The organism is Streptomyces sp. NPDC048291 (genome assembly GCF_043201715.1).
GTDB lineage: Bacteria > Actinomycetota > Actinomycetes > Streptomycetales > Streptomycetaceae > Streptomyces.
On record NZ_JBICZC010000008.1, the window covers coordinates 235296 to 248533 of the forward strand.

At 71.5% G+C, this 13238-nt stretch carries 10 protein-coding genes; 8 read left to right on the forward strand and 2 right to left on the reverse strand.

From position 1 onward, the window contains the following. Positions 1-68 precede the first annotated feature (68 nt). Together ACGF5O_RS23000 and ACGF5O_RS23005 are read right to left on the reverse strand one after the other, a co-directional pair. Positions 69-1532 carry a sensor histidine kinase gene (locus ACGF5O_RS23000; protein ID WP_393811734.1) on the reverse strand — a complete coding sequence of 488 codons (1464 nt, stop codon included), beginning with the start codon at positions 1530-1532 and terminating at the stop codon, positions 69-71. Beyond that, positions 1529-2290: a response regulator transcription factor gene (locus ACGF5O_RS23005; RefSeq protein WP_393811735.1), complete on the reverse strand. Its 762-nt coding sequence runs from the start codon at positions 2288-2290 to the stop codon at positions 1529-1531. The genes ACGF5O_RS23000 and ACGF5O_RS23005 overlap by 4 nt, the downstream gene beginning before the upstream one ends. Positions 2291-2689: 399 nt before the next feature. Here ACGF5O_RS23005 and ACGF5O_RS23010 point away from each other — a divergent pair, with 399 nt between their 5' ends. The 8 genes from ACGF5O_RS23010 to ACGF5O_RS23045 all read left to right on the forward strand — a co-directional run bounded on the left by ACGF5O_RS23010 (position 2690) and on the right by ACGF5O_RS23045 (position 12979). Further along, complete coding sequence (locus ACGF5O_RS23010; protein WP_393811736.1) at positions 2690-4264, forward strand: IucA/IucC family protein; 1575 nt, start codon at positions 2690-2692, stop codon at positions 4262-4264. A gap of 37 nt (positions 4265-4301) precedes the next feature. Beyond that, positions 4302-6011, forward strand: a complete 1710-nt coding sequence (locus tag ACGF5O_RS23015) for an IucA/IucC family protein (RefSeq protein ID WP_393811737.1) — start codon at positions 4302-4304, stop codon at positions 6009-6011. 8 nt (positions 6012-6019) lie between these two features. After that, complete coding sequence (locus ACGF5O_RS23020) at positions 6020-7285, forward strand: type III PLP-dependent enzyme (protein ID WP_393811932.1); 1266 nt, start codon at positions 6020-6022, stop codon at positions 7283-7285. After that, a complete protein-coding gene (locus tag ACGF5O_RS23025) occupies positions 7282-8607 on the forward strand; it encodes an MFS transporter (protein ID WP_393811738.1) in 1326 nt (441 codons plus the stop codon). Before ACGF5O_RS23020 ends, ACGF5O_RS23025 begins: the two co-directional genes overlap by 4 nt. Before the next feature lie 174 nt (positions 8608-8781). Beyond that, complete coding sequence (locus tag ACGF5O_RS23030) at positions 8782-9435, forward strand: response regulator transcription factor (protein ID WP_393811739.1); 654 nt, start codon at positions 8782-8784, stop codon at positions 9433-9435. Beyond that, positions 9426-10703 (forward strand): sensor histidine kinase, encoded by a 1278-nt coding sequence (locus tag ACGF5O_RS23035; RefSeq protein ID WP_393811740.1) that lies wholly within the window; start codon positions 9426-9428, stop codon positions 10701-10703. The genes ACGF5O_RS23030 and ACGF5O_RS23035 overlap by 10 nt, the downstream gene beginning before the upstream one ends. 38 nt (positions 10704-10741) lie before the next feature. Then, on the forward strand, positions 10742-12016 hold the full coding sequence (locus ACGF5O_RS23040; protein ID WP_393811741.1) for a hypothetical protein: 1275 nt from the start codon (positions 10742-10744) through the stop codon (positions 12014-12016). A 144-nt stretch (positions 12017-12160) separates the two neighbouring features. Next, positions 12161-12979 carry a hypothetical protein gene (locus tag ACGF5O_RS23045; RefSeq protein ID WP_393811742.1) on the forward strand — a complete coding sequence of 273 codons (819 nt, stop codon included), beginning with the start codon at positions 12161-12163 and terminating at the stop codon, positions 12977-12979. The last annotated feature ends 259 nt before the right edge of the window (positions 12980-13238 follow it).

Below are 13238 nucleotides of genomic sequence, written 5' to 3' on the forward strand. Positions count from 1 at the left end.
CGCCCCGGCACAACGCGTGGCCCGCCTCGGAAGTACGTGGCGGGCCACTCCACCGCGGATCGGCGCGCCTAGCGCGCGGGGGTGGACCGTGCCGCCGCGGCGACGTCCGCGATGGTGACGGGGCGATCCTGCTGCTCGCGGCACTCGACGTGCCACAGGCGGACGACCGCGTCGAGTCCGCCGCCGGGGGCCGCCTCCAGGGTGACCTCGCCTCCTCCTGCGCGGGCGAGATGCCGGACCAGTGGCAGACCCAGGCCGGTGCCGTCGTGGTCGGCGTGGGGGGCTCGCCAGAAGCGGTCGAAGGCCCTGTGCCGCTCGGCCTCGGTCATGCCGGGGCCCTGGTCGCTCACATGCAGCTCGGCCATGGACGGGGTGCGGGTGTCCTGGGCGGGGGTGGTGATGACGGCCAGCGTGACGGAGGTGCCCGGTGCGGACACACGGAGCGCGTTGGAGAGCAGGTTGTCGATGATCTGTTCCAGTGCGCCGGGGACTGCCAGCACCGGAACGGACGTGCCTCCGGACACGATGATGTCGACCTGCTGTTCGGCGGCGAAGGCCGTCCAGATGTCCGCGCGATCGGAGACGACCGCATCGAGATCGGCGGCTTCCGCCCGGATCTCCGTGTTCTCCAGCCGTGCGAGAGTGAGCAGCCCCTGCACCATGCGGCTGAGCCGCTCCAACTCCCCGAGTGCTTTGTCGAGGCTGTCCTGGGCGCAGGGGGCGAGGTGCGGCTCGAAGTTCTCCAGGCGCAGCCGCAGCGAGGTCAGGGGTGTCTTCAGCTGGTGTGACACGTCGGAGGCGAACGCCTGCTGAGCCTGGAGCAGGTGCTGAAGCCGGGTCGCGGTGCGCGTGAACGACGCGGCGAGCCTGCGCAGTTCCGGTGGCCCGTGGTCGGTGGCCGGGGGATCGGTGATCCGCCCTTCGGCGAGTTGCGCGGTGGCGCGTTCCAGGGCCTGCACGGGGCGGGTGATCGAGCGCGCGAGAGCGAACCCGATCAGGGAGGCCGCGGCGAGGACTCCCAGACCGACTGCGGCGAGGACCAGCCACGTGGTGCGCACCCTGGCCTTGAGCGGGCCCAGCGCGTACACCGTTCGCACCACACAGGCGACGGCGGGGTTGGACCCGCCCGGCACGGTGACGAAGAGGAACTCGCCGTCCGCGGGCGGGGCCCTGCGCGTGCCGACGGTGGGGCGGTCGCGCAGCGCTGTGGAGATGTCCTGCTCGGCGGAGAGGTCCTCGCCGACCACGGCGTGGGCGGCGGTGTCGGTGAGGACGACACCCCGTCGGTCGGCGACCAGCACGGTACCGCCGGTCCGCCGCCCGTACGCGAGGGCGAGGTCCGGCAGGTCGGTCGTCAGCCCGTGCTCCATCCTGTCCTCGCAGACCTCGGCGAGCGTCATCGCCCCTTGCTCCGCCGTGCGGGAGAAGCGGGCCACCTCGCTGCGGGCGTAGAAGACGCCGAAGGGCACTTCGAGGGCGAGCAGGACGAGCAGTATCAGGCCCAGGTGGCTGAGCAGGAGGCGACGGGTCACCGGATCTCTCCGCCGCGCGCCCGCACCGCGGCGGACGTGGCGTCGAGATGCGCCGGGGCGACGAGGCGGAAGCCGATGCCGCGGATGTTCTCGATCCAGGACGCGTCGCCGAGTTTGCGGCGCAGCGCGGCGATGTGGACGTCCAGGGTCTTGGTGGGTCCGAAGAAGTTCGGTTCCCACACCGTGTCGAGGATCTGCCGGCGCGAGCAGACGGCGCCGGGGTCCTCGGCGAGGCAGGTGAGCAGGTCGAACTCCTTGGGCGCGAGGGCGACGGACGACTGGTGGAGGCGTACCTGCCGGGTGCGGCGGTCGATGGTCAGCGGGCCGACCCGCTGGATGTCGGACGTCCCGGGATGACCGAGGCCGTCAGAGGGCTTCGAGGACCCACACCGTGGGTCCGCGACCGCCGGGCGGGCGCGGCGGGTGACGGCCCGGATCCGGGCGACGAGTTCCCGTACGCCGAACGGCTTGGAGACGTAGTCGTCCGCGCCCAGTTCGAGCCCCAGCACCCGGTCCACCTCGTCGTCCCTGGCCGTGATCATGATGATCGGTACGGACGAGCGGGACCTCAGCGCCCGGCAGACGTCGATGCCGTCCATGTCGGGCAGCCCCAGATCCAGCAGGACCATCGCCGCCTCCGGTGCGGCGAGGCCCTCGGCCCCCGTTCTGGCGTGTTCCACGGTGAACCCGAAACGGCGCAGTCCCTCCGCCAGCGGCCCGGCCACCCGGTCGTCGTCCTCGATCAGCAAGACACGCATGCCGAAAGGCTCACAGACGCCGGCCACGGCGCGTGGCGCAAACGCCGCAAGCTCCCCCGAGCCAGTGATCTTCCACGGTCGGCTCATCCGCCGTGGCGCGGCTCCTTGACGACGTCAAGGGCCTGGCCAGCGTTGCGTAAGCCGAGAGTTAAGACATCGGACGCCGGCACTCGGTCTCCCAGGTGACGGTCGGGATCTGATCCAAGGTCAGTCCGCGGGCCCCGGAGTCCTCCTCGGCCGGAACCGTGTAGGGCGAAGCGTTTTCCCGGGGTGTCCGCGACCTCTCGTTGTATTTGCTCTGGCAATTCCCTTGATCGCCTTCCCGTAGCGTCGGTCGGGCGGTCGGTGCCACCGGAGCACCACCGGACAACCCGCCACCGCGAGAACCAGGAACACCGCATGCCCATGGACGAACTGCGCCGCATCCGCCCGGACCTGGTGGAGCCCTTCACGACCGCCCTCCCGGGCGCACGTGCCACCGTGCTGTCCCGCCTGTGGGGCGCCTTCGTACGAGAACCCCTGCCCGGCGTGACCACGCGTCGCCGCGAGTCCGAATCCCAGGTTGTCGAACTGCAACGGGGCGGTTCGCTCTCGGCGGCCGAGGCCGGCGCACGGCCGTTCGCCGACGTTCCGCGGGACTTCGCCGTGTCGGGTCCTGAGGGGCCGATCAGCGACCCGGCCCGGCTGCTGGCACAGCTGGGCCTGCGAACCGTTGCGGCGGAGCGGCTGGCGGCCGAACTCGACAACAGCGTCGTCAACCTGGCCCTCGCCAGAGCCGCGAACGCGGGTCGGAAGGTGTCCTGGGCCGACTCGGCGGATGCCGAGCAGGCGGTCGTCGACGGCCACCCGCAGCACCCCTGCTGCCGGACGCGCACCGGCATGTCCGTCGCCGACGTGCTCGCCTACGCGCCCGAGCACCACCCGGTCGTCCGGCTGGCGCTGCTCCGGGTCCCTGCCGACCGCTGGCAGGGCGCCGGCGACTGGCCGCGGACACTGCGCGACGGCGACGCCTACCTGCTGCCGGTGCACCCCTGGCAGCGGGACCACGTGCTCGGCCACCACCGTGACCTGGCCGTCGTGGAGGAGACGATCCCGGCCCGCCCGCTGCTGTCCCTGCGTACCCTCGCACCGCTGGGCGCCCTGCCCGGCTGCCACGTCAAGACCGCGCTCGACGTCCAGGTCACCAACTACCGGCGCACCATCTCCCCGGCCGAGGTCGCCGACGGGCCCCTGCTGTCCGAGCTGGTCGCGGCCGTCCTCGACAAGGCCGGGCACAGCGGCAGCCTGCGCGTCCTGCGGGAGCTGGGCGGCGGCTCGGTACGCGTCGACGGACAGCCTTCGGCGAGCCTGACGGCCATGATCCGGGAATCGACCGAGCGCCACCTCGACGCCGGGGAGATCGCGGTACCGCTCACGGCCGTGCACGCGACCGGAGCCGCCGTGGTGTCGGGGGACCCGGTGCGCTGGCTGGCGGACCTCGCCGGCCTCGTCCTGCCGCCGGCCCTGACGCTGCTGTCCATGGGGGTGGCGCTGGAGGCGCACGGCCAGAACACGCTGGTCGTCCTGCGGAACGGGCGGCCGGTGCGGATGCTGTACCGGGACCTGGACGGCGTACGGGTCAGCCCGCGCCGCCTGGCCCGGTACGGTTTCACGCTTCCGCCGCTGCTCGGCACCCGCGCCGGCGACGACATCGGGGCGTTGCGCACCAAGCTCTTCGGCGGCCTGGTCAGCGGGGTCTTCAGCGAACTGGTCGACGTCCTCGGCCGGACCCGGGCGGCTGAGCCACGGGCGCTGTGGGGCACGGTCGCCGAGGCCGGACGCCGCGCTTTTGCCGCCCTGCCGGATCAGGAGGACGCGGCCGCGTTCTTCGCGGACACGATGCCGCTGAAGGCGACCATCGCCATGCGTCTGTCCGAGAACCCGGGTGCCGCGCAATGGGCGTCCGTCCCCAACCCCCTGGCGCTCTGCCGTTGACCTCCCACACCGACCGCTGTCCCACTGGAGCGACCACATGACCACCGGCACGGCCCCCCACACCGATAGCGCCACCACCGTCCCTTCCCCGACCGCGGAGCCGTCGCGGACGGCCGACCTCGTCACGACCCACACACTGCTCAACTGCCTGATCCGCGAGGTGTCCGCCCCCGAGCACCAGGTGACGGTCGTCGACGAACACCTCCTGCTACGACTGCCCCGCCGGGGCCTTCTGCTCCGCGCCGCACTGCGTCGGACCTCGCTGATCGGAGCGCACCGCTTCCAGGGCTCGGTGCAGCGGCTCGACGGCGATGCCTGGGTGACCGTGGACTGGCGCGAGCTGGCCGGCTGCATCCAGGACGAACTGGAACAGCGCACGGGTCTGGTCAACGAGGAGTTCCTGGGCCAGGTGGCGGACAGCCGGGAGACGATCCGCGTCGTACTGGAGGAGCGAGCGGGCGTCCGGGCGCCCGGGGACCCGTACGTCGCCTCGGAGCAGTCCCTGGTGTTCGGCCACCGCTTCCACCCCACGCCCAAGGCCCGTACCGGCGACCCGGCGGACTGGCTGGCGTACGGCCCGGAGACCGGCACCCGGCTCCGCCTGCGCTACCTGGCCGTGCGCCGCCACCTGGTGCGGGAGGAGGGCGAGCCGCATGTGCTGGACACCCTGCACCCGGTGGCCGACCCGGAGTTCGCCGTACTCCCCGTGCACCCCTGGCAGCACCGGCTGCTGAAGGACCACGACCGGCTGCGCGAGGCGGTCGCCGCCGGGGACGTCGTGGACATCGGCACGGGCGGCCCGGAGCTGGTGCCGACCGCATCCGTGCGGACCCTCTACGCCCCCGAGACCGACGCGTTCCTGAAGTTCAGCCTGAACGTCCGCCTCACCAACTGTGTCCGCAAGCACGCGAGTTACGAGCTGTCCGGGGCCGTCGCACTCAACCGGCTGCTCCAGCCCGTCTTCGCCGGGCTCACCGACCGCTACCCGGGGTGCGCGCTCCTGGCCGAGCCCGGCTACCGTACCCTCGACACGGCAGGCGACACCGCCCTCCTGGAGGGCTTCGGCGTCATCGTCCGCTCCGGCCTGCGCCACCATCTGCGTCCCGGGGTCACACCCCTGCTCGCCGCCGCGGTGGCGGACGAGTACCCGACCGGCGCGGCCCATGTCTCCCACCTGCTCGCCCGCGGCGACGGTGACATCCTCGCCTGGTGGGACGCCTACCTCGGGCTGCTGCTGCCGCCGGTACTGGCCGCCTACTTCGAACACGGCGTCGTGCTCGAACCCCACCTGCAGAACGTCGTCGTCGGCGTCGGGGCCGACGGCACGCCCGCGCAGATGTTCTTCCGCGACCTGGAGGGCACCAAGCTCCTCCCCGGCCGCCACCGGCAGGCCCTCGACGAGCTCCCTGACGACGTGCGCGAACCCCTCACCTACGACCCCGAACACGGCTGGAACCGGGTCGCGTACTGCCTCCTGGTCAACCACACCGCCGAAGTGCTCAGCGCACTGGCCGACCTCGACCCGGCGCTGGAACCCGCCCTGTGGGGCCTGGTCCGCGACCACCTCGCCGGCTACGCCCGCGCCGCCGCCGAACCGCCGCGCCTGCGCGCCCTGCTGTCCGGTGTGCCGCTGCCGGCCAAGGCCAACCTCCTGCTGCGCTGGTCCCGCAAGGCCGACCGGCACGCGACCTACGTGCCCCTGCCCAGCCCGCTCGGCTCGGACTTCCCCCGGGAGGTGGTCCGGTGAGGCCCGGGATGTACGGCCTCGTCGCCGCACTGCCGGACGACGAGCTGCCCGCCTACGTCTACGACCTGCCCGGCCTGCGCCAACACGTGCGCAGGATCCGGGCCGCACTGCCGGACCGGGTCGAGCTGCTGTACGCGGCCAAGGCCAACTCCGACCCCCGGATCCTGCGTGCCCTCGCCGACCACGTCCACGGCTTCGAGGTGGCCTCCGGCGGCGAACTGGACCACGTCCGCGCCGTCGTCCCGGGCGTACCGATCGCCTTCGGCGGCCCGGGGAAGACCCAGCAGGAGCTGACTCGTGCGCTCGACACGGGAGTCGAGCGCCTGCACATCGAGAGCGAGCACGAACTCCGCCTGCTCGCCTCTCTGCTGGGCGACCGGACCGTGGACGTCCTGCTGCGCGTCAACCTGCCCGTCGACGTGGGCCGCGTCGCCCTGGCCATGGGCGGCGGGCCGTTCGGCATGGACCCCGTACAACTGGACCGCTGCATGAAGGTGTTGGAGACAGTCCCGGGCGTCCGACTGCGCGGCCTCCACTTCCACCTCGCCAGCGGCCTCCAGGCCCAGCCCCAACTCCTGCTCGTCGACAAGGTCCTCTCCTGGGCCGAGAGCTGGGCCCGCGCTCGCGGAGTGGACCTGCGCGAAGTCAACGTCGGCGGCGGCATGGGCGTCGACTACACGCACCCGCCCAGAGTGTTCGACTGGCCCGCCCTCGGCGCCGGGCTGCACCGGATCCTCGCCCGCCACCCCCGCCTCACCCTCCGGATCGAGCCCGGCCGCTCGGTCACGGCGTACTGCGGCTGGTATGTCACCCAGGTCCTGGACATCAAGTTCAGCCGAGGACACGCGTTCGCCGTGCTCCGCGGAGGCACCCACCACCTGCGCACCCCGGCCGCGAAACAGCACGACCAGCCCTTCGAGGTGATCCCCGACGACACCTGGCCGCGGCCCTGGAACCGTCCGGAGGTGCGGGACGAGCCGGTGACGCTGGTCGGACAGCTGTGCACGCCCAAGGACGTACTGGCGAGCCGGATCATGGTCGAACGGCTGCGCGTCGGCGACCGCGTCGCCTTCGCCATGGCCGGCGCCTACGCGTGGAACATCTCCCACCACGCGTTCCTCATGCACCCCCACCCGACCTTCCATCACCTCGTCGTCGACGTCGACGACGAAGAAGAAGTAAAAGAAGCAAAAGAAGCAAAAGAAGTAGAAGAAGACGCCGCCGCCGTCGGCGCGCCCGTCGCAGGCGACACGTATGCCCGTCGGACGCCATGAGTACCGTCGTCCGCCTGCCCGTGACGCACGCGCTCGCCGTCCGGAACTTCCGGCGCTACCTGCTCGGACAGCTGGTCTCGAACATCGGCACGTGGATGCAGCGCGCCGCCCAGGACCTGCTCGTCCTCCACACCACCGGCAACAGCGGCAGCGCGGTCGGCGTCGTGACCGCGCTGCAGTTCCTGCCGCAGACCCTGCTCGGCCTGACCGGAGGCGTGCTGGCCGACCGGTATCCCAAGCGACGGACGCTGTTCCTGACCCAGACGGCGATGGCCGCCCAGTCGCTCCTGCTGGGACTGCTCACGGTCACCGGAGCGGTGAACCTGACGTCCCTCTACGCGCTGGCCTTCGCCCTCGGCACCGCCACCGCCGTGGACGGTCCCGCCCGCAACGCCTACATCTGCGAACTCGTCTCCCACGAGCGCACGGCCAGCGCGGTCAGCCTGAACGCCGCCCAGTTCAACGTGGCCCGCGCCATCGGCCCGGCCCTCGCCGGACTGACCGTCGCGGCCTTCGGCACCGGTCCGGTGTTCCTCCTGAACACCGTCTCGTACCTGGCCGTCCTCTACGGCCTGACCACCATCCGCGCCGACGTGCCAGACGGGCCGGACGCGCCGGTCCGCGCGCGACCGGGCCCCACCCGAGCGCGCGAGGCACTCCGCCATATCGCCGCCACCCCGGAACTGCTCCTGCCGATCAGCCTCATCGCCTTCGTCGGCACCTTCGGTCTCAACTTCCAGGTCACCGTCTCGCTCGTCGCCGTCACGGTGTTCCACACGGGCGCCGCCACCTTCGGCTACCTCTCCGCCGCCTACGCTCTTGGCGGCCTCCTCGGCGCGATCTACTGGGCCCACCACGGGAGGCCCCCCACCGCACGCCGGCTGATCTCCACCACGATCGGGTTCGGCGCACTGGAAGCCGCGCAGGGCCTCATGCCGGGCTACGGCTCGTTCCTGGTCCTGCTGTTCGTCACCGGGTGTGCCGCGGTGACCGTGACCACCACCGCCAACGCGCTGGTCCAGCTCCATGCCGACCCTCCGCTGCGGGGCCGTGTCCTGTCCGTCTACTACCTCGTCCTCCTCGGCGGCACCCCCATCGGTGCCCCGCTGGTCGGGCTGGTGTCCGACGCTCTCGGAGCCCGCTTCACCCTGGTCCTGGGCGGCGTCATCTCGCTCGTCACCGCGCTCGCACTCTCCGTCGCGTTCGCGCGCCGAACCCGACGGCGGATCCGCGTCACAGAACCGACGCCTGTCACCAGCTCGCCCAGTACAGCCGAGTGTGAGATTCCGGACGATTCGCCGGGCTCCTACTACGTCATGTAGAGGTGGGGCGTAGGGTGGGCGTCCCGCAGGAACCGGCGGGCGTCCCTGTGGGCTGTGGACGTGCTCGACGCCCACGCCCCGTCGGCGGCCTTCGGATGCCTCCCCTCCGGGTGACTGCCAGGGCGTCGGCCAGGGAAAATAGAGAACCGTTGCTGGAGTGCCTAGGGTCGGCCTGTGCCTTTTATTGTGGTGTGTGAGGATGACGCGGCGGTCCGTGACGTCCTCAAGCGTGCTCTTGAGCACGACGGACATACGGTCGCGGTCGCTTCCACCGCGGACAGTCTGCTGCGGCAACTTGAGCCGGTCCCTCATCTGGTCGTCCTGGATCTGGGGCTCCCGGACGCCGACGGCCGCGATGTCTGCCTGGCGCTGCGGGCCCGCGGCGTCGATGCCCCGGTGCTGATGCTCACCGCTCTGGACGGCATGCATCACAAGGTGGGCGGCTTCGAGGCGGGAGCCGACGACTACATGACGAAACCGTTCGACATCCCGGAGCTGCTGGTGAGGGTCCGCGCCCTGCTGCGCAGAACGACCGCGACGACCCCACCGAGGGGCGTCGTTCTCGATCCGGCGAAACACGTCGTGATCCACGGTGCGACGAGCGAGAACCTGACGCCGACCGAGTTCCGGCTGCTGGGCAGGCTCATCTCCTCGCAGGGCGACGCGGTACGCCGCCACGCCCTCGTTGCCGCCGGTTGGCCGCATGGCGCGCAGGTCAGCGACAACACCCTGGACTCCTACGTTCGCCGGCTGCGGACCAAGCTCGGTGCGCTGGGCGTGGCCGATCGCCTGGCGACCGTCCGTGGGGTGGGCTACCGATGGGAGTGACGGGTTTCCGCGGGAGGGTCGTCGCGCTCGCGGTTCTGATCGCGACAGCGGTGGTCGCGGTGCTGGTGGTGGTCTCGCACGTGTTGCTGAGCCAGGTGACCGACGCCGACGCGAACGCCCTGGCGCATACCCGTGCGGAGGCGGTGGCGGCGAACGTGGCCGTACGCGGTGGTCACGTCGTGCTGATCGAGGGCGGCAACGAAGCGCTGGACACGGTCTCGTGGGTGTACGCCGACGGGCACCTCATCGACGGGATCGTGCCGGGCAGCGTCCTTGATCGTGTCGATGACCTCGTCGGCTCCGGGAAGTCCCAGACCACCACGGTCGGCAGCCACCTTCTGTATGCCCAGCCGATCCGGCTGGAAGGCCACCACGTCATGGTGGTCGTGAGGGTGGACCTGACGCCGTACGAGACGTCGGAGCAGCACAGCCTGACGATGTCGCTCATGCTGGGCGGCATCGCGATCCTGCTCGCCGGCGTCGTCGCGCACCTCGTGGTGGGCCGTGCGCTGCGGGTGGTCCACGAAATGGCCGCTCTCGCCGACGACTGGGGCGATCACGAACCCGGCCGCCGGTTCGACCTCGGCGTTCCGCGGGACGAATTCGGCGAGCTCGGGCGAACCCTCGACCGCCTGCTCGACCGCGTGGACAACGCGCTCGCCGACGAGCGCCGGCTCACCGACGAGATCGCCCACGAGCTGCGGACCCCCCTGACAGCCCTGCGGGGCGAGGCACAGCTGGCGCAGCTCTCCGGTCACCCGGTGGCACCGGAGGCGGTGCTGACCGAGGTCGACCGCCTGAACACGGCGATCACCACGATTCTCGGTGCCGCCCGGACACGGATCGACGGCGGTACCCGCTGCGATCTCCGGGCGGCGGCGCGGCAGGCGATCGCCGGTCGCTCCATCGAACTCGCCGTCCCGACCGACGTCGACGTGGCCGTGGCGACCGAACTCGTCGTGGCGGTGTTGTCACCCCTGCTGGAGAACGGCCTGCGGCATGCGAGCTCGCGCGTCTGGGTCACGGCGCGCGTCCAGCCCCAGGGGGTCGTGATCGACGTCCTCGACGACGGTCCGGGGTTCGACCCGGCGGAGGTCGACCGGGTCTTCGAAGCGGGCGTGACCAGCGGCGACGGGCACGGTCTCGGGCTGGCCGTGGTGAAGCGCCTCGCCGCGTCCGCGGGCGTGGCGGTCCGTGCGGTCGCGGACGGTCACGGGCGCGTCGAGGTGACCTTCCCCACGGCCTCTACGGCAGAGGCGATCGCGTAGTCAGGTTGTGTGCAGGTTGGCCGGGCCAGCCTCGGCGCATGACAACGACGAGCGAAGCCCGCACGCGCCGCAGCGGGCGGCTGATGCTGAACAAGGTTCCCGAGGTCACCGTCTGGTTCTGGGTGATCAAGATCCTGTGCACGACCGTCGGCGAGAGCTTCGCCGACTGGATCAACATGAAGCTGGGCGTCGGCCTGGTGAACACGGCCTGGATCTTCACCGCGGTGTTCGTCGTGGTCCTGGGCGCCCAGCTGCGGCTGAAGCGGTACGTCCCGTTCCCGTACTGGCTGACCGTGGTCGTCGTCAGCGTCACGGGCACGCTGTACACCGACATCCTGACCGACCAGCTCAACGTACCGCTGTGGATCAGCACCACGGTGTTCTCGGTCCTGCTCGCCGTGGTCTTCGGCGCGTGGTGGCTGCGCGAGCGGACCCTCTCGATCCACTCGGTCAACACGCTGCCGCGTGAGTCGTTCTACTGGCTCACCGTGCTCGTCACCTTCGCGCTCGGCACCGCGACCGGCGACTGGACCCTCGAGCTCACCGGCTGGAGCCCGGGCGTCTCGGTCCTGCTGCCGCTCGGCCTCATCGCGGCGGTCACGCTGCTGTGGAGGTTCGGCGCGAACCCGGTGCTGTCCTTCTGGATCGCCTACATCCTGACCCGCCCGCTGGGCGCCAACATCGGCGACTGGCTCGCCTCCCCGAAGGTCGCCCAGCCGGGCGAGCCGACCGGCCTCGCGCTGGGCACCTTCACCACCAGCCTGGTCTTCCTCGGCCTGATCCTGGCGACCGTCGTCTACCTGACGGTGACCCGCTCCGACGTGACCGAGACCTACGACGCCACGCACACCCCGCAGACCACCGCCGACCCGCGAAGGGAGCGCGTCGCGCTGGCGGGCTTCGGCCTCCTCGCCGTCGCCACCGCGGGCCTGCTGGTCTGGGCGCACGGCCGGCCGCACGTCGGCCCGGCGCCGGAGGAGGACGCCACCTCCACCGTCCAGCTCGCCCCCGGCCAGGCCGTGAAGAAGTTCCCGGCCACGAAGGTCGACGCGCTGAGGGCTCTCGCATCGACCTCACTCAAGGACGCACAGTCCGGGAACGCGGCCGGAGCCCACGCGGCCGCCCAGTCGCTGCGCGACCTCTGGGACGCCGACCAGGCAACGTTGCAGCCGCTGGACAACACCGGCTGGACGTTCCTCGACGCCCAGATGGACCAGGTCCTGAAGACCTTCGGCATCGACCACCCCAACGCGCCGATGCCTGCGGCGCAGCAGGAGGCCGAACTCAACACCCTCCTCACGGACATGCGCTGACGGACCTGATCGGCGGCGACACGGCCGGGGTCGCCGCCGATCCCGCTCCACCGCGCGACCGCCACGGTGGTCTGGGCGGCGGGGCGGCGGATGGCGCACGGCAGTCAGGATGCGTTCAGGTAGTGCGTGGCACGGTCGGGCCTCATGGCACACGAGACATCGGAAACCACGGCGGCCTCACCGGTCGATGCCGCGGCGTCCTCGGGCCGCCGGCTGCGCCGCAACAAGGTGCCCGAGGTCACCGTCCACTTCTGGATCACCAAGGTGCTGTGCACGACGGTCGGGGAGACCGCCGCCGACCTGCTCGACGAGAAGGCCGGGCTCGGACTGCCCGGCGTGTCGCTGCTGACGAGCGCCCTGCTGGTGATCGTCCTGGTCGTGCAGTTCCGTACCGGTGCCTACCGTGCCGGCGTGTACTGGACGGCTGTCGCGCTGATCAGCGTCGTCGGCACGCTGGTCGGCGACGATCTCTCCGACACCACGGGCGTGCCGCCGGAGACCGGCACCGCCGTCTTCGCGATCGTCCTCGCGGTGGTCTTCGTGGTCTGGTACCGGCGTGAGCGGACGCTGTCCGTCCACAGCGTCGACACCCCCGGCCGCGAGTCCTTCTACTGGCTCGCCGTCCTGCTGACCTTCGCCCTCGGCACCGCCGCCGGCGACCTGGTCTCCGAACGGATGGACTTCGGCTACTGGCTGTCCGCGGTCCTGTTCGCCCTGGTCATCGCCGCGGTCGCCCTCGCACACTTCGCGCTTGACCTGGACGCGGTGTGGAGCTTCTGGATCGCCTACGTCCTCACCCGCCCGCTCGGTGCCACCGCGGGCGACTTCCTGACCAAGCCGGTGGCCAAGGGCGGTCTCGATCTCGGTACCCCCGGTTCTTCCGCGGTCCTGCCGGCCGTCCTGCTCGGTCTCATGGCCTACGCCCGCGTCCGGGGAGGAAGGACCCGCGGCGAGCGGGCGTAGCCACCCGGCCCAGGGGCGGTCGGCCGGGAAACGCACCACTGCGTCCGGGACCGTGGGACGCCGCGCCGTCATGCCCGTCCTCGTGATCGGCGCCCGGGACCGCGGCCGGGCCGTGACCTTCGCCTCCGGCCGGGGAATCGCCCTCCCCGGTGCCGGCCGAAGGGAACGGACCTCTTCTCACTCCCCTCTAACCCTACAAGCCGTAGGGTGGGATGTCCTCCTGCGAGCTGTAGGAGGATCCGGCTCCCCGGCCGGTTCC